Source organism: Rothia aeria (genome assembly GCF_016726365.1).
GTDB classification, from domain to species: domain Bacteria; phylum Actinomycetota; class Actinomycetes; order Actinomycetales; family Micrococcaceae; genus Rothia; species Rothia aeria.
In genome coordinates this window covers 1868212-1885894 of the sequence record NZ_CP068102.1, presented here as the reverse complement: position 1 = coordinate 1885894, position 17683 = coordinate 1868212, and the positions used below count along the sequence as shown (strand labels likewise).

General features: G+C 57.2%; 13 protein-coding genes, 1 tRNA gene and 3 rRNA genes. 2 read left to right on the top strand and 15 right to left on the bottom strand.

Annotated elements, in window-relative coordinates; genetic code table 11:
• Positions 1 to 47: 47 nt before the first annotated feature.
• From I6I94_RS08170 to I6I94_RS08145, 6 genes are all read right to left on the bottom strand, one after another.
• Positions 48 to 121: transfer RNA gene (locus tag I6I94_RS08170), tRNA-Thr, on the bottom strand.
• 197 nt (positions 122 to 318) lie between these two features.
• A complete protein-coding gene (locus tag I6I94_RS08165; RefSeq protein WP_023134308.1) occupies positions 319 to 1203 on the bottom strand; it encodes a DsbA family protein in 885 nt (294 codons plus the stop codon).
• 316 nt (positions 1204 to 1519) lie between these two features.
• Positions 1520 to 1637 (bottom strand): 5S ribosomal RNA (rrf, locus tag I6I94_RS08160).
• A 97-nt stretch (positions 1638 to 1734) separates the two neighbouring features.
• Positions 1735 to 4832 (bottom strand): 23S ribosomal RNA (locus I6I94_RS08155).
• A 319-nt stretch (positions 4833 to 5151) separates the two neighbouring features.
• Positions 5152 to 6677 (bottom strand): 16S ribosomal RNA (locus I6I94_RS08150).
• Together the 16S, 23S and 5S rRNA genes form the textbook arrangement of a ribosomal RNA operon.
• A gap of 481 nt (positions 6678 to 7158) precedes the next feature.
• Positions 7159 to 7557 (bottom strand): hypothetical protein, encoded by a 399-nt coding sequence (locus I6I94_RS08145; RefSeq protein WP_006887647.1) that lies wholly within the window; start codon positions 7555 to 7557, stop codon positions 7159 to 7161.
• Positions 7558 to 7576: 19 nt separating this feature from the next.
• Between I6I94_RS08145 and I6I94_RS08140 the strand changes: the two genes are divergently transcribed.
• The gene (locus tag I6I94_RS08140; protein ID WP_006887596.1) at positions 7577 to 7873 is read left to right on the top strand and encodes a hypothetical protein; all 297 of its coding nucleotides are present in this window, start codon (positions 7577 to 7579) and stop codon (positions 7871 to 7873) included.
• A gap of 161 nt (positions 7874 to 8034) precedes the next feature.
• Here I6I94_RS08140 and rlmB read toward each other — a convergent pair whose 3' ends face one another.
• The 4 genes from rlmB to ispD form a co-directional block, all read right to left on the bottom strand.
• Complete coding sequence (gene rlmB / locus I6I94_RS08135; protein ID WP_201621001.1) at positions 8035 to 9021, bottom strand: 23S rRNA (guanosine(2251)-2'-O)-methyltransferase RlmB; 987 nt, start codon at positions 9019 to 9021, stop codon at positions 8035 to 8037.
• A 63-nt stretch (positions 9022 to 9084) separates the two neighbouring features.
• Complete coding sequence (cysS, locus tag I6I94_RS08130) at positions 9085 to 10515, bottom strand: cysteine--tRNA ligase (RefSeq protein WP_128087063.1); 1431 nt, start codon at positions 10513 to 10515, stop codon at positions 9085 to 9087.
• 78 nt (positions 10516 to 10593) lie between these two features.
• Positions 10594 to 11118 carry a 2-C-methyl-D-erythritol 2,4-cyclodiphosphate synthase gene (gene ispF / locus I6I94_RS08125; RefSeq protein WP_201620595.1) on the bottom strand — a complete coding sequence of 175 codons (525 nt, stop codon included), beginning with the start codon at positions 11116 to 11118 and terminating at the stop codon, positions 10594 to 10596.
• An 89-nt stretch (positions 11119 to 11207) separates the two neighbouring features.
• Positions 11208 to 11966, bottom strand: coding sequence for a 2-C-methyl-D-erythritol 4-phosphate cytidylyltransferase (ispD, locus tag I6I94_RS08120; RefSeq protein ID WP_201621000.1), 759 nt, complete (start codon positions 11964 to 11966; stop codon positions 11208 to 11210).
• A 449-nt stretch (positions 11967 to 12415) separates the two neighbouring features.
• Between ispD and I6I94_RS08115 the strand changes: the two genes are divergently transcribed.
• On the top strand, positions 12416 to 13144 hold the full coding sequence (locus I6I94_RS08115) for a hypothetical protein (RefSeq protein ID WP_006887609.1): 729 nt from the start codon (positions 12416 to 12418) through the stop codon (positions 13142 to 13144).
• A 121-nt stretch (positions 13145 to 13265) separates the two neighbouring features.
• Here I6I94_RS08115 and I6I94_RS08110 read toward each other — a convergent pair whose 3' ends face one another.
• From I6I94_RS08110 to I6I94_RS08090, 5 genes are all read right to left on the bottom strand, one after another.
• Entirely contained in the window at positions 13266 to 13952 is a 687-nt protein-coding gene (locus I6I94_RS08110) for a response regulator transcription factor (protein WP_201620594.1), read from the bottom strand.
• Between the two features lie 86 nt (positions 13953 to 14038).
• Positions 14039 to 15097, bottom strand: a complete 1059-nt coding sequence (locus tag I6I94_RS08105) for a sensor histidine kinase (protein ID WP_201620593.1) — start codon at positions 15095 to 15097, stop codon at positions 14039 to 14041.
• 190 nt (positions 15098 to 15287) lie between these two features.
• Positions 15288 to 16025 (bottom strand): phosphoglyceromutase, encoded by a 738-nt coding sequence (locus I6I94_RS08100; RefSeq protein WP_006887623.1) that lies wholly within the window; start codon positions 16023 to 16025, stop codon positions 15288 to 15290.
• 141 nt (positions 16026 to 16166) lie between these two features.
• Positions 16167 to 16484 carry a DUF2516 family protein gene (locus I6I94_RS08095; protein WP_006887602.1) on the bottom strand — a complete coding sequence of 106 codons (318 nt, stop codon included), beginning with the start codon at positions 16482 to 16484 and terminating at the stop codon, positions 16167 to 16169.
• Positions 16484 to 17677: a trans-sulfuration enzyme family protein gene (locus tag I6I94_RS08090; protein WP_037237020.1), complete on the bottom strand. Its 1194-nt coding sequence runs from the start codon at positions 17675 to 17677 to the stop codon at positions 16484 to 16486. The genes I6I94_RS08095 and I6I94_RS08090 overlap by 1 nt, the downstream gene beginning before the upstream one ends.
• Between the last annotated feature and the right edge of the window lie 6 nt (positions 17678 to 17683).

Here is a 17683-nt window from a genome sequence, read left to right as displayed (position 1 = left end):
TTCAGCGCATCCGCACAGGCGGAGGGGACGAATCAGGATTTTGGGTGAGCCCCCTACCGGATTCGAACCGGTGACCCTCGGTTTACAAGACCGATGCTCTGGCCAACTGAGCTAAGGAGGCATACGACCTCTAGTTTACCCTACGATGGGCGATTTCCTGCCCTTTTAGGCGCTCAGTATCGGCTACATCACTCCAGTTTATGTGTGGGGTGGGTCGCATACCTGACACATTTATCGTATCAGGTATGCGACCCACCTCGTGGTATGGCTACCCTGAGGTTATTTTACGCACCACACGGGCGACCACAGACCAGCCTGTTACTGCTGCTTTTTGGCATCAATCTTTCCTTGAACCCACTTAGGGAAGTCTTCGGATTTAGGCCCGGGGAACTGTTCCCCATCAGCGTAGATCGCCGGAGTGCCGTGCACACCGTTATTGAGAGATTCTTCATTGACCACATTCACGAGGGGACGCCACTTGTTATCGTTCAGGTCGCTCGAAATATTCGCCCCGTATTTTGCGGCGATGTCGGCGATCTGCTGGTTATTCAGGTCCCCACCGCCCTGCCGGTCAAAGAGTTCTTTCTGGAACTCCAGGTACTTATCGGCGCTCACCTGGTTTGCCACAGCATAGGCAGCATTTGCGGTACGCGCGGAGTACTGGGTGGGTGATCCACGGTCCAGAATGATCATATTGCGGTATTCCACGGTAATGGAACCGTCCTCAACGAGCTTCTTAATGGTCTCGTAGTTTGCCTGTTCAAAATCACGGCAGTGGTGGCAGTTAAAGTCCTGGAAGATCACCACGTGTACGGGCTTACCGTTCTTCTTGGCTTCTTCTGCTTTCTCTATGCCTAGCGGCAGGGTTTCTGGGGTGGCGCTTCCGCTGGCAGAGGGAGTAATGGATGTATCGGAGGTACCGAGTTTATCAGCGTCTCGCTGATCCTGCTTTGATGCGTTCTTGACGATTCCGTCTTTGGTAATAACGATACCGCCGTATTCGTTAGCACTAGCTGGCACGGGTCCTGCCTTGGGAATATCCTGCTTCTGCCCATTAATGAAGACAAAACCGACAATAATCACGGCCACTAGGACAACCGCTAGCACACCCAGCTGCAGCAGGCGACGGTTTGATTTTGTTGGGTTATTGCGTGCCTGTTTGGCCGCGATTTGACGGGCCTTTTCACGGGCATCGTTCGACATACCTGTTCCTTTTCTTGTAGGACGCACGACGCTGCGCCTTATCATTACCCCGTCTAGACTACCGAACTAGAGGATGCATATTCCAGCCATCAGTCGATTTCTGCGGAGTTTCGGAGTTTTCTCACGCTCTCAGCTTATTTTACGACGCAAATATATGCCTTTATGCAGATAGTGATGTCATGTTTCTCATACGGGGGTGAAGATACCAGGCGCCTTATAGCCCTGGCTTTTTGTGTAGACCCCAAAACACCCACACCCCCCTGTGGGGGCACAAAAAAGAGGGGCCCCCACCAGGGGACCCCCACTCACAAAAAAATTGCGGCAGCCATCTACTCTCCCACACCCACCAAGATGCAGTACCATCAACACCACAGGGCTTAGCAACCAGGTTCGAAAAGGAGACTGAGCGTTTCCCCCCGGCTATCACCACCGCAAAACCACACAACAACACCTTCACGGGGATTACCCCCCGTAAAGAATGGTTTGTTGCCTCAAAACTGTACAGTGAACACAAACACACAAAAATGACTATATTGTAAGCCTTCGGTCTATTAGTACCAGTCAACTCCACACCTTACAGCGCTTCCATACCCGGCCTATCAACCCCGTCATCTACAGGGAACCTCACACACCCAAAAGGTGCCAGGAGAACTCATCACGAAACAAGCTTCCCGCTTAGATGCTTTCAGCGGTTATCCCTCCCGAACGTAGCCAATCAGCCATGCACCTGGCGGTACAACTGACATACCAGAGGTTCGTCCGTCCCGGTCCTCTCGTACTAAGGACAGCCTTTCTCAATTCTCCAACGCACGCAGCGGATAGGGACCGAACTGTCTCACGACGTTCTGAACCCAGCTCGCGTACCGCTTTAATGGGCGAACAGCCCAACCCTTGGGACCGACTCCAGCCCCAGGATGCGACGAGCCGACATCGAGGTGCCAAACCATGCCGTCGATATGGACTCTTGGGCAAGATCAGCCTGTTATCCCCGAGGTACCTTTTATCCGTTGAGCGACAGCGCTTCCACACGCCACTGCCGGATCACTAGTCCCTGCTTTCGCACCTGCTCGAGCCGCCACTCTCACAGTCAAGCTCCCTTGTGCACTTACACTCAACACCTGATTGCCAACCAGGCTGAGGGAACCTTTGGGCGCCTCCGTTACACTTTAGGAGGCAACCGCCCCAGTTAAACTACCCATCAGGCACTGTCCCTGAACCAGATCATGGCCCGAAGTTAGACGCTCAGATTGACCAGAGTGGTATTTCAACAACGACTCCACCACCACTAGCGTAGCGGCTTCACAGTCTCCCACCTATCCTACACAAGCCAACCCAAACACCAATACCAAACTATAGTAAAGGTCACGGGGTCTTTCCGTCCTGCTGCGCGAAACGAGCATCTTTACTCGTACTGCAATTTCACCGAGTTCATGGTTGAGACAGTAGGGAAGTCGTTACTCCATTCGTGCAGGTCGGAACTTACCCGACAAGGAATTTCGCTACCTTAGGATGGTTATAGTTACCACCGCCGTTTACTGGGGCTTAAATTCGCAGCTTCGCCCCCAAAAGGGCTAACCACTCCTCTTAACCTTCCAGCACCGGGCAGGAGTCAGTCCGTATACCTCGTCTTACGACTTCGCACGGACCTGTGTTTTTGATAAACAGTCGCTTCCCCCTGGTCTCTGCGACCCCTACACGCTCCCCACCGCACGGGCAGATCACGCTCAGGGCCCCCCTTCTCCCGAAGTTACGGGGGCATTTTGCCGAGTTCCTTAACCATGATTCTCTCGATCGCCTTAGTATTCTCTACCTGATCACCTGTGTCGGTTTCGGGTACGGGCAGCTCAAACCTCACGCCGATGCTTTTCTCGACAGCATAGGATCACCAAATCCCCCAACAACGGGGTCCCATCACGTCTCAGACACACAGCTGGCGCATTTAACAACCAACCATCCTACACGCTTAGACCACGACAACCACCGCGTGGCTTGGCTACCTTCCTGCGTCACACCTGTTAACACGCTTACCTCCAAAGCCTGGGTCCCACACACCCCACAACACACCACCCAAAAGAGCAGCACACTGTGTTCGGCATGGTTAGCATCACAATATCAGTATGGACGGTTCTTCACTGGTACGGGAATATCAACCCGTTATCCATCGACTACGCCTGTCGGCCTCGCCTTAGGCCCCGACTAACCCAGGGCAGATTAACTTGACCCTGGAACCCTTGATCATCCGGCGCACGGGTTTCTCACCCGTGATTCGCTACTCATGCCTGCATTCTCACTCCCACACAATCCACCACACACTCCCGTGGCAGCTTCACCTCATGCAGGACGCTCCCCTACCCAACCAGCCACAAGGACTGATTGCCATAACTTCGGCGGTGTACTTGAGCCCCGCTACATTATCGGCGCAGAATCACTTGACCAGTGAGCTATTACGCACTCTTTCAAGGATGGCTGCTTCTAAGCCAACCTCCTGGTTGTCTCAGCAACTCCACATCCTTTCCCACTTAGCACACGCTTAGGGGCCTTAGTTGATGGTCTGGGCTGTTTCCCTCTCGACAATGAAGCTTATCCCCCACTGTCTCACTGCTACACTCTCACTTACCGGCATTCGGAGTTTAGCTAACGTCAGTAACCCTCGCGGGCCCATCAGCCATCCAGTCGCTCTACCTCCGGCAAGAAACATGCAACGCTGCACCTAAATGCATTTCGGGGAGAACCAGCTATCACAGAGTTTGATTGGCCTTTCACCCCTATCCACAGCTCATCCCCCCAGTTTTCAACCTAGGTGGGTTCGGTCCTCCACACGCTCTTACACGTGCTTCAACCTGGCCATGGATAGATCACTCCGCTTCGGGTCTAGATCCTGCCACTACAACGCCCTATTCAGACTCGCTTTCGCTACGACTACCCCACACGGGTTAACCTCGCGACAAAACACTAACTCGCAGGCTCATTCTTCAAAAGGCACGCCACCACCCCACACAACGGGGGCTATAACGGCTTGTAAGCACACGGTTTCAGGTACTCTTTCACTCCCCTCCCGGGGTACTTTTCACCATTCCCTCACGGTACTGATCCACTATCGGTCACTAGAAAGTATTTAGACTTACCAGGTGGTCCTGGCAGATTCACACGAGATTCCACGAGCCCCGTGCTACTCGGGACAAACGCCACGCGGTCAGAACAATTTCAGCTACGGGACTCTCACCCACTCCGGTCGGCCTTCCCAGACCATTCACCTACCATCCTGAACATCACGCCAACAGCCGGTCAGAACTGCCACGACGCCTCCCACAACCCCCATGATGCAACCCCCGACCGGTATCACACACCACAGGTTTAGTCTCTTCCGCTTTCGCTCGCCACTACTAACAGAATCATTATTATTTTCTCTTCCTGCGGGTACTGAGATGTTTCACTTCCCCGCGTTCCCCCCAACTGGCCTATACATTCAACCAGCGGTCACTCACCATAACAATGAGCAAGGTTTCCCCATTCGGACATCCTCGGATCAACGCCCAGTTATCGGCTCCCCGAGGCTTATCGCAGATTCACACGTCCTTCATCGGCTTCTAGTGCCAAGGCATCCACCGTGTGCCCTTAACAACTTACAAACAATCAAAGAAAAAATCACAGAAAACTCACCACACACCCACACACAAAACAGGCGGGTGCACAGCACAGCTTCCAGAAGATGCTCGCGTCCACTATACAGTTCTCAAACAACAAACCACACCACCACCAGCACCAGAGAAAACCCCCAGCACCAGCACCAGCCAGTCACACAGACCACACAGCGTGCAGCCCGAAAACCCAACAGCGCACCTCAATGGCCCCACCACAAACCAGGAAACATGACATTCCACCCATGAGCAAACCACCCATCCGACACTCGCAGATGGCATGGCCAACCAATATAGTTGAGCTCCTTAGAAAGGAGGTGATCCAGCCGCACCTTCCGGTACGGCTACCTTGTTACGACTTAGTCCCAATCGCCAATCCCACCTTCGACGGCTCCCCCCACAAGGGTTAGGCCACCGGCTTCGGGTGTTACCAACTTTCGTGACTTGACGGGCGGTGTGTACAAGGCCCGGGAACGTATTCACCGCAGCGTTGCTGATCTGCGATTACTAGCGACTCCGACTTCATGGGGTCGAGTTGCAGACCCCAATCCGAACTGAGACCGGCTTTAAGGGATTAGCTCCACCTCACAGTATCGCAACCCTCTGTACCGGCCATTGTAGCATGCGTGAAGCCCAAGACATAAGGGGCATGATGATTTGACGTCATCCCCACCTTCCTCCGAGTTGACCCCGGCAGTCTCCTATGAGTCCCCGGCCGAACCGCTGGCAACATAGAACGAGGGTTGCGCTCGTTGCGGGACTTAACCCAACATCTCACGACACGAGCTGACGACAACCATGCACCACCTGTACACCAGCCCCGAAGGGAAACGCCATCTCTGACGCGATCTAATGCATGTCAAGCCTTGGTAAGGTTCTTCGCGTTGCATCGAATTAATCCGCATGCTCCGCCGCTTGTGCGGGCCCCCGTCAATTCCTTTGAGTTTTAGCCTTGCGGCCGTACTCCCCAGGCGGGGCACTTAATGCGTTAGCTACGGCGCGGAAAACGTGGAATGTCCCCCACACCTAGTGCCCAACGTTTACGGCATGGACTACCAGGGTATCTAATCCTGTTCGCTCCCCATGCTTTCGCTTCTCAGCGTCAGTTACAGCCCAGAGACCTGCCTTCGCCATCGGTGTTCCTCCTGATATCTGTGCATTCCACCGCTACACCAGGAATTCCAGTCTCCCCTACTGCACTCTAGTTAGCCCGTACCCACTGCAAAACCGGAGTTAAGCCCCGGCCTTTCACAGCAGACGCGACCAACCGCCTACAAGCTCTTTACGCCCAATAATTCCGGACAACGCTCGCGCCCTACGTATTACCGCGGCTGCTGGCACGTAGTTAGCCGGCGCTTTCTCTGCACCTACCGTCACTTTCGCTTCTTCGATGCTAACAGAGGTTTACAACCCGAAGGCCGTCATCCCTCACGCGGCGTCGCTGCATCAGGCTTGCGCCCATTGTGCAATATTCCCCACTGCTGCCTCCCGTAGGAGTCTGGGCCGTGTCTCAGTCCCAGTGTGGCCGGTCACCCTCTCAGGCCGGCTACCCGTCGTCGCCTTGGTAAGCCATTACCTCACCAACAAGCTGATAGGCCGTGAGCCCATCTAAAACCACTCCATAACGCTTTCCACCAACACCCCATGCAGAGATTGGTCGTATCCGGTATTAGACCCAGTTTCCCAGGCTTATCCCAGAGTCAAAGGTAGGTCACTCACGTATTACTCACCCGTTCGCCACTAATCCACGGTGCAAGCACCGCTTCATCGTTCGACTTGCATGTGTTAAGCACGCCGCCAGCGTTCGTCCTGAGCCAGGATCAAACTCTCCGTTACAAAACAAAAAGCCTGACAACCCGATCTCAAACACCAACACAAACCGTACACGGGGGTGCACGATCCACGCTGACACAATTGAAACCACAAACGGTCATCAATCAAAAAATAAATAAAATAATTGGTATCACATTTCCAAACAAAAACAATTTGCTCGAAACCAAAAAAGCACACTATTGAGTTCTCAAACAACACACCACCCCAGGACACCACCACACACCCACAACAGGCACGCAGAAGCCCCCCAGACAGTCATCATTCAGAGCCAACCACAACATCAACAGCACCCCTTCAGGGCCCCTCGCCGCGGCGACTCATACAACTATACACACCCCCCACACAACACGCAAATCCACACACCATGAACTACACCACACATAAAGCAGCATGTGGGTGCCACCTACAAAACTGGGGGTAACTGCTCAACGCAGTTACCCCCATATACGCTATCTTTTCGTCATAGCAACCTACAGAAAAATTCTTACTCTTTGTTCTTGGCCGTTACAGGCTCCACCGGGGCCGCAGCCTTCACAGCCTTAGGCTCCGATGCTTGGCGCGCCCCAACACCCTGCTGTTTTGTGGCTTGTTCAAAAGGAGAAGCTAATGATTTGCCGTCGCCGCCCTCCTTCGTCATTTTTCCGTCTGCAGATACGCTGTAGACAGTTCCGTCCTGGTATTTAAGAGTCCAGGAGCCGTCTGCCTTCACTTCATACGTCCTGTAACCGTTAGTCGCCGCGTAGGTGTAGGAACCATCAGCGTTAACGGTTAACTCTCGAAGATCATTCTTCTCTTCCCAAGACCCGTCCTTCTTCACAATGAGCTGGGCGGTCTTGTAGTTCTTACTCCACGAGCCATCATCATTAACGATTGCTTCGCCCACAGGATCACTAGCCGTAGCCGTGCGGTTACCGCTGCTGTCTGCGCCACCTGCCGGAGCAGTACTTGCAGATACTGAAGACGACGCAGTTGAGCTTGCCGAAGACGATGCACTGCTACTTGCACTAGCGGAAGATGAAGAGGCCGATGCCGCAGACGAAGACGATGCGGAGGCTGAAGATGATGCACTAGAACTGGAAGCAGCTGATGATGAAGAGCTATTCGATGCTGAGCTATTTGAGCTCCCGCATGCACTCAAACCCAGCATAGCGACAATACTCAGCGACACTACAGCAGAAGCAGGACGGATATTCATGTGATGATTCACTTCCCTCAAGTAAAAACTTTACGTCTTCACACATACATCGAAGACGGTATGACTATAGCACCGTATACCTTGAAATACCTTTAAATATGAAGCTAACGTTAAAATTTTAAACAAATGAGTTCTCTACACACGCACAGTGGTAAAGGGGGACCGCTAGTGAGACTCGGTGCGATGGCGCGATACATCATAAAGGGTAATACCCACTGCCATTGCGGCATTGAGAGACTCCATAGCCGAATCAATGGGAATCGACACGATCTGATCGCAGGTCTCCGTCACCAAACGCGAAAGGCCCTTACCCTCGGAACCAACCACCACGCACAGAGGTTCAGAAGCGAGCTGCAGATTCGGCAGGTCTATGTCTCCCCCGCCGTCCAAACCAATCACAAACATACCCTGCTCTTTTGCCTGCTGCAGCACGCGCGTCAGGTTCGTTGCCTTCGCCACCGGAATGCGGGCCGCCGCACCCGCACTCGTTTTCCAGGCGCCTGCAGTCACCGCAGCAGAGCGACGCTCGGGAATAATGACCCCATCACCGCTAAAAGCCGACACACTACGAATAATTGCGCCCAAATTTCGAGGATCGGTAATACCATCCAAAGCCACGAAAAGCGGAGGCGACTTAAGTTTGCCAGCATGCCAGCGCTGCATAACATCCAGTACCAAATCGGTAGCATCCGGGTACTGGTAAGGCGGAATCTGCATTGCGATCCCCTGATGCACGGCACCATCCGTCAGACGATCCAGCTCGCTGCGGGGAATCTCCAGCATGGGCAGGTTTTTCTTATTCGCCATCGTCATAATGTCGCGCACGCGGTCATCAACCTCAATACGGCTCATCACGTACAGGTGCTTCGCTGGAATATTGGTGCGAAGTGCCTCCAGAACCGCGTTGCGACCGGTCACCAACTCATCACTCACGCGTTTACCGCCCAGACGAGTCTGGAACTTGCGGTTCGTGCCGGTAGCCGCACGGCGCTCCGCCGCGCGCTTCATCTTATACGCCTTGTGATAAACGCGGTCCTCAGCCTTCGGGGTGGGCCCTTTACCTTCCAGCGCACGCCGACCGTGGCCGCCGGTGCCCTTCGTCGCACCCTTTTTCTTTGCGGTAGCGCCGGGGCGCGAACCTGCCTTAGCCATATCTGTATCCTTTAGTTCAATGTCTGTCATGCCCGCTTCCGGGGCGGGGTTTCGGAGAATGTGTTATGCGTTAAGGCTCCACGTAGAGCCCTGCGCGCCGTCCTTGACCGTAATACCTGCGGCAGCGAGAACATCGCGCATCCTATCGGCGGTTGCCCAGTCCTTCTCGGCGCGGGCACTCGCGCGCTGTTCCAAAATAGTGTGAATAAGCGCATCTAATGCCTGATGCTCCGTGCCAGATGCTCCCGAACCGTCAAGATTCATGAGCGAAGTCAGCCCCAGCACATTCGCCATCGCCCACACGGCGTTTGCGTATTCGGATGCATCCGTACCGGCGGCAAGCGCGGCGTTACCGGCGCGAGTCTGCTCATGAAGCACCGCGAGCGCGCGCGGAATATTCATATCGTCGTCGAGCGCATCCGCAAAATCCTGTGGTACGCGACGCTCTTGTGGATTCGGGGCCATAAGCTCCGAGGTAGCGGCAAGAAACGCCTCCACACGCTCGATAGCAACCCGTGCTTCTTCTAATGAAGTGGGGCGGTAGTCCAGCACCGAACGATAATGTGCCGAACCCAAGTAATAGCGCACCACCAGCGGGCGAGCCTGCTGCAGCATTTGCACGGGCGAAATGGTGTTGCCGATTGACTTCGACATTTTCTCGCCCTCGTAGGTGACCATACCGTTGTGCATCCAGAAGTTAGCGAAATCATCGCCCGCCGCCGTGGACTGCGCCAGTTCATTCTCGTGATGCGGAAAACGCAGATCCAGCCCGCCACCGTGAATATCGAACCGCTTCCCCAGATATTTACCTGCCATCGCGGAGCATTCCAGATGCCAGCCGGGACGACCGCGACCCCACGGCGAATCCCACGCTGCGGTCACCGGTTCACCTTCCTTATACCCCTTCCACAGGGCAAAATCGCGGGGATCACGCTTGCCGCGCGGGTCTGCGTCGGCGGAGTCCTGCATATCATCTACGCTCTGGCGGGTGAGCGCGCCATAGTGTTCCCAGGAACGCACATCGAAGTAGACATCCCCAGAATCATCAAGCGCCGGGTATGCGTGCCCGCGGTCGATGAGACGCTGAATAAGTTCAAACATCTCAGGAATGTGACCGGTCGCGCGCGGCTCATAGGTTGGCGGGTCAATACCCAACGTCGCATATGCGCGCGCAAAAACTTTCTCGTATCGATACGCGAGCGCCCACCACTGCTCGTTGGGGTGTTCCCCAGCGTAGGTGGGCTGTGCAGATTCAACGGACTTCGCCAGAATTTTATCGTCAATATCCGTAACATTGCGCACGGTGGTGACTTTGAACCCGCGGTAGCGCATCCACCGCGCAAGCTGGTCGAAGACCAGGGCGGAACGGATATGCCCCACATGCGGTTCACCCTGCACGGTGGCACCGCAGTAGTAGATACGTGCCTCGCCGGGGACTACCGGTTCAAAATCGCGGATGCTTGATGTTGCTGAATCATAAAAACGCATAGTCACAGTACCTAGTTTACGGGGTACAGCACCCAAGCGGCGGGTACCGCCGGATTCTCATTTAATAATCTTCCGTCCGGGGAACTACACCACAGGGTAAAGGAGTGCAGTGGCAACGGCTGCAACGCCTTCGCCGCGTCCGGTCAGACCCAAACCGTCGGTCGTGGTCGCGGTAACGGTCACCGAAGCCCCAGCCGCTTCGCTCAGAACACGATTGGCTTCTGCGCGGCGCGGCGAAAATTTGGGGCGGTTACCGATCAGCTGCACGCTGATGTTGCCGATCTCAAAACCTGCCGCTCGCACGATTGCCGCCGCCTCCGAGAGAATACGCACTCCGGATGCGCCCGCCATATCTGGACGATCCACCCCGAAGTTACTGCCCAAGTCTCCGGTACCGGAGGCGGTAAAGAGCGCATCGGCGGCCGCGTGCGCAACAACATCGCCGTCGGAATGCCCACTGAGCCCGCGTTCGCCCGGCCAATACAGCCCCGCGATCCACAGCTCAGTGTTTTCCTCCCCAAAGGCGTGCACGTCTACACCGGTTCCTACGCGGGGTATGAGGGGGGTCTGAGGGGTGGGGCTGTTCTGTGTGCTGGTTGTATCTGTCATGGCGTGCCTTTCGTCGCGGTGTACTGTGGGTTCCCCACCCTCACCTTCCTGTGACGAAACGTCATGACCCGGCGGGGCAGGTGTACGGGTTAGGCGGCAGAAGAATCGGGTGCTGCGTAGAGAGCCCTGGCAATGCGCAAATCCATGGGCGTCGTAATCTTAAAGGCGTCCATGTGCCCGCGCACGGTCACTACCCGTCGGCCCGCTGCCTCAACGGCCATCGCGTCGTCCGTGATCTTCTCAGACTCTTCAGGAGGCAGCCGTCGGCTGCGGCGGTGTGCCGCCTCAAGAACCCACCACTCAAACCCTTGCGGGGTCTGTACGGCGCGCATCTGCGAGCGGGGCGGGGTGCCCGTCACGTACCCGTAGGCGTCTACTGTCTTAATCGTATCGACCACTGGAAGCACCGGGATCACTGCGTCCGAGCCAGTGTTCAGCTCATCCAGTACCCGCTGGTACACCCTCGGCGGGGTAAACGGCCGGGCGCAGTCATGAATCAGAACCACACGTGGGGGAAGGATCTGCTGCAACGAACATACTGCACGTACTGTACGCATTGCCGCCACCACAGAGGCGGTGCGGGTGTCCCCGCCGGTGCTCACCATCGCCCCGAACCTATTGGCGTCATCGTAGAGTTGCGGGCATGTCTCACTACAGTTGGGGGGCAGAGTCACCACCATCATATCGGCGACCCCGGAGTCGTGAACCCCCTGCAGCGCATGATGCAGCAGGGTTTTACCGCCCACCTTAACGGCGGCCTTGGGTACCGGCTCACCCAGGCGCGTGCCCGAGCCCGAGGCGAGCACAATGACCGCAACGTCAATATCGGTCACACCAAGTTTATTCATCACGTAATGAGCGTACCCGATACGGCGGATACTTGAACAAAACCAGCCCCCGCCGGGGAGGTGAAACCGCGACCCGCAGCGGCTACTGCGGGGAATACGGTGCACTATACGCGCAGGTGGAGGCCGCAAAAGCCGCCAGCCCGTGGGAAAAGCCGCGGGCACTATGTGATATTGAGCTATGCGTGTTCCCGTCCACGGCCCAAAGCTCTCAATACACCCGAGCTAGAGCCGTCCGCTAACCGCCGCTACGGCGTGAACAGCCCATTGGGGAAACCTGGGGAGTCATATACCGACGTCTTGTCGATAAATTGCTAGAATGGTGCAAGAGATTACTTATCTCACGCCACGGTTCGCGGCCGCCCACCGTCCGGGAGAACGCCCGCGTCTGAGGCGTCTAGCACGCACACCGAGCCCTCACCGGCTCGCCACCACACCAAGGAGGACGGGTCGTGAAGTTCACCGTTTCTACAGCACTCAAACGCGCCGGAGCGGGCCTAACGCTAGGGGCCGCGTTACTGGCTGTCAGCGGGTGCGGGTATATTTACACCCAGCCAACTACCCTGCATTACGCCGCATCCGACGGAGTACACAGCACCATTAACGGCAATATTGAGCTGCGCAATATTATGGTTGTCTCCCACGGTAAAGGCGCCGAAGGGCGAGTGCTAGGCACCGTACTGAACAAAGGCAACAACGACGCGACCGTCACCTTCAACTTCCCCTCCGGGGCGAAAACCGTGAACGTCCCCAAAGGGCAGCAGGTGCGCCTGGAACAGGACGACCACAAGCTCGTGATCCCGCAGGTGGCGCCACAGCCCGGAGAAACCCTGAGCAACACGCGTGTATCCGTGGGTGATGCATCGGGCACTCTGAACATCCCCGTCATGGACGGCACCCTCAAAGAGTACAAGCCGTACCTGCCTGGTAATGCGAACGCTTCAGCCAGCGCCTCCCACACCGGTGCCCCATCCGCGAGTCATGCAGCGACCCCCAGCGGCAGCGTGAGCCCCTCCGCTGTACCCGAGACCCCACGCGCATCACACGATGCCACCAGCGGGCGCACCCCAGAGGCGACCGCCGAAACCAGCCAGGCACCCACCCTGAGCCTGGCCCCGGGGGCGACGGAAGAACCCACCGGTGCGGAGCAGTCCGCTTCAAGCGCCTCACCCCAGCGTTAGAACAAGTTCAGCGGCCGGTTATAGAAAAACACCTAAAATAGAACAACGGCGGGTGCCCGCCAGCAGGTTTTTGCATCCTGCGGCTGCGGCACCCGCCGTTTACGGTGTGGTACCGCTGGGGCTACGCCTCAAACTTATATCCCAGCCCGCGCACCGTCACCACGTACCGGGGGGAAGAAGCCTGCGGCTCAATTTTGGAGCGAAGACGCTTAATATGCACATCCAGAGTCTTCGTGTCCCCCACATAGTCGGCGCCCCACACCTGCTCAATCAGGGAGGCGCGCGTCATCACCCGCCCCGCATTCCGCAGCAGAATCTCAAGAAGCTCGAACTCTTTCAGCGGCATCGAAACCTCACCACCGTCCACAGTCACCACATGCCGCTGCACGTCCATCCGCACCGGCCCAGCCACCAGCGGCGCACGGCTCTCGTCCTCTTCAGGGTCCCCGCCGCTGCGGCGGCGAAGCACAGCCCGGATGCGCGCAATCAGCTCACGCGAAGAATACGGTTTTGTCACATAGTCGTCAGCGCCCAGCTCAAGGCCCAGCACCTTATCAAGCTCAGTATCTTTGGCAGTGAGCATAATAATCGGCACAGAAGAAACCGCCCGCAGCTGTTTACACACCTCAAGCCCGGACTGCCCCGGGAGCATCACATCCAAAAGCACCAGGTCGGCGCCTTCACGTTCGAAAGTGGGCACCGCCTGCAGCCCGTTATCCACCACAACAGGCGTGAAGCCCTCCCTGCCCAGTAGGTACGCCAGGGGGTCTGAGAGAGCTTCCTCATCCTCAACTATCAGGATTTTCACCGGGGTCTATACCTCCGCTTAGGGTTCGTGACGGCTACTACCATTATGCCGTATACGCCCCTGCGGCCGCTGCCGCCCCAGCTGCCCTAAACCGCCGTATCGGCAATCGGCAGGGACAGCGTGAACGTGGACCCCTGCCCCGGCACCGACTGCACCGACACCTGCCCGCCGTGCTGCCCCATCACATGTTTGACGATGCTCAACCCCAGGCCCGTGCCGCCGGTCTGGCGTGAACGCGCCGCATCAACACGGTAAAACCGCTCAAAGATGCGCGCCTGCTCTTCCTCCGGGATGCCTGCGCCCTGGTCAGTCACCGAAATGTTCAGGGTGTCCCCCTCACGTTCAATCAGCAGATCCACCCGGGTTTTTTCGGGCGAGTACCGCACCGCGTTTTCCACCAGGTTGTGCAGGGCGGTCCCCAGCAGCTCAGGGTCGGCGTACAGCTCACCGCTGTAGTGCACCTGAGCCTGCAGCACAATGCTTTTCGCTTCGGCCGCTAACCGGTTGCGGTCAAGAGCCTCGTTCACCAGCGCATCCGTAGATACCAGGGTGCCGCGGGCAATCACATCCGCTGACTGCAGCCGAGACAGCTCAATAATATCTCGCACCAGCGCCGAGAGCCGCTGCGATTCACGGCGAAGCCTGCCCGTGAAGTACTCAATCGCCTGCGGGTCGTCGGATGCCTCTTCAATAGCCTCAGCCAGCAGGCCAATAGCGCCCACCGGGGTTTTCAGCTCATGTGAAACGTTGGCCACAAAATCATTGCGCACACGCTGCACACGCGAAATTTCGGTGCGGTCATCGGCCAGCACCAGCATGTACTCATCCCCCACCGGCGCCACCCGCAGGTCAATGACCAGCGTCTCGCCCTCGCCGCGGTCCACTTCGACCTCCTGCTCGACGAAAATACCCCGGTGCCGCACGGTGCGGATCATCTCGGACAGCTGCTCAGAAACTACCGTGTGCCCGCGCACCAGGCCCATCGCGTAGGCCCCGGGGGACGCCTGCGCCACGCCGCCGACCTCATCAACCACCACGTAGGCGCGGCCAATCACCGCGAGCACCTGCGCCGCTCCGTCACTCAGGGCGGGCTCAACCACACTATTATTCGCCCACTCACGTTCGCTGCGGCGCAGAAAGCTCATGCTCACAGCACCCAGCAGCAGGCCAATAATACCCGATATGAGAATAACCAGGGCGGCTCCCCCTCCTTCCTAACGTCGCCGTTGTCAGATGTCCGCCGGTGCGGGCCAGCAAAAACATGAAACCCGCCTCCTACGTCACACATTATCCCGAGGAGACGGGCTTCACGCCTACAAATCAGTTGGTGAGAATTTACTTACCCTGGTTGGCGACGGCCGCAATCGCATCCTTCGCGGCTTCGGGGTCAAGGTACTCGCCCGGCTTGACGGGCTTAAAGTTCTCATCCAGCTCGTAGTACAGCGGGATACCGGTCGGGATGTTCAAACCGGCAATATCCTCATCGGAGATATTCTCCAGGTGCTTCACCAGCGAGCGCAGCGAGTTGCCGTGCGCAGCCACCAGCACAGTCTTACCCTCAGCAAGATCAGGCTTAATATCGGATTCCCAGTACGGGAGCATACGGCCCAGAACATCCTTGAGGCACTCGGTGCGGGGTGCGTTCTCAACATCAGCGTAGCGGGGGTCGTTCGCCTGCGAGTAAGGGTCGTTATCGTCCAGCGGCGGAGGCGGCACATCGTAGGAGCGGCGCCAAGTCATGAACTTCTCGTCACCGTATTCTTCACGGATCTCAGACTTGTTCTTACCCTGTAGAGCACCGTAGTGGCGCTCATTCAGGCGCCAAGTGCGTTTGACCGGGATCCACAGGCGGTCAGCCGCATCCAGGGAAATATTTGCGGTGTTAATAGCGCGTCGCTGCAGGGAGGTGTGCACAACATCCGGCAGGATGTGGCGCTCTTTCAGCAGCTCGCCGCCGCGCTGAGCCTCAGCACGGCCCTTATCTGTCAGATTAACATCAACCCAGCCGGTGAATAGGTTCTTCTCGTTCCACTCAGACTGGCCATGGCGAAGGAGTACTAGTTTATAAGTCATACCCCTATTCTTCCACCCCCAGCGCGGCTTGTCATGCTTTAAGACGCTTAAAAGCCGGGGTGTGGGCACATTACGGCACAAATGCCGCTGCCCACACCCGCACGGATCACCGCACCCGGCAGTACCCCACTATGGCACCAGTTACAGGCGGCGCCGGACGCTGGGGTGCACATTCGTCAAAAACACCATCGCAATGGTGATGGCGATCAGCTCAAACAGGAGCATGCTGCTCATCATCCCGCCCCTCAGCACCAGCCACAGCATCAGCACCGAAAACAGGGCCGAACCGCCGGTGAGCCCCATCCAGAACCCCTTAGTGCGTTTATCGTGGAACTTATAGGCGTTCGGGGCTGCCGCAGCCGCCTGCACAAACGCCCACACGCAGGTGGCAGCGGCGGCTACTGACAACACCAGATCCGCCCAGTACATGAACAGCATCACCAGCTGAATCGGCGACATTAAGCGATCTCCTTCAACGCATTGACCAGATCGTCGTACAGGTCATCCACATTCTCAATCCCCACCGACAGGCGCAGCAAAGACTCCGGAATGGAATCCGGCTCATTACCGTGACGGCGGCGGCGCTCCACCAGCGACTCCACCCCACCCAAGCTTGTGGCCGGGGTCCACAGTTTCAGTGCCTCAACCACGCGTTGGGCGCCAGCCGCATCCGTGTTCAGCACCACGCACAGCACCGCACCGAACCCGCCGGTCATCTGCTTCTTCGCCAGCTCATGCCCCTTATCAGTGGGCAGCCCCGGGTAACGCACCTGCACCACAGCCGGGTGCTCCCCCAGCCGCTCAGCCAGCACCTGCGCATTCGCCATGGAACGCTCAACCCGCACCGCCAAAGTACGCAGCCCACGCAGCCCCAGCCACGCCTCCATAGGCCCGGCAATCGCCCCGTTTGTGATGCGGTGGTGCAGCATCGCCTGGTACAGCGCCTCGTTTGAGGTGACGCTCACGCCCAGCAGCACATCCGAGTGACCCGCCAGGAACTTAGTAGCCGAATGCACTACCACATCCGCCCCGAACGACAGCGGCCGCTGCACCAACGGAGTGGAGAACGTATTATCAACCGCAGAAACCACACCCAGCCGTTTCGCAGCCGCACAAATTGCGGGCACATCCCCCACCTCAAGCATGGGGTTCGTGGGGCTCTCAATCCAGATGAGCGCCTTCGGGGCGGCATAGTCAACAGTGCCGGGGGTGACACCGGTGCGGGCTGCCGCATCCTCAAGGGCAGCAATAACAGAGGCGGTGTCCTCAAGGTCATAACGCACCACCTCAGCGATACCGCGGCGCTCCAGATCCTTACACATGGTCACCGACGCCATATAGGCGTGCTTCGGCACCAGAATAACGGAACCAACCGGCACCAAGTCGATCACCGAAGCAACCGCCGCCATACCCGAAGGAAACAGCAGGCCCGGCTGGGTGGCGCCCTCAAGGCGGGCAACGACTTCTTCCATTCCCTCCCACGTATCATTCGCGAACCGCGCATACACGCGGTCATTCACCGTATCAACCGTGTCAGTGCCACGGTAGGTGGAGGAAAGAATAATGGGCGGGTTCACCGGCGCGTCATGCTCATGCGCGGGACGCCCGCCGCTCACAACAAAAGTATCGGCAGAGAAACGTTCAGAAGTCATACCCTT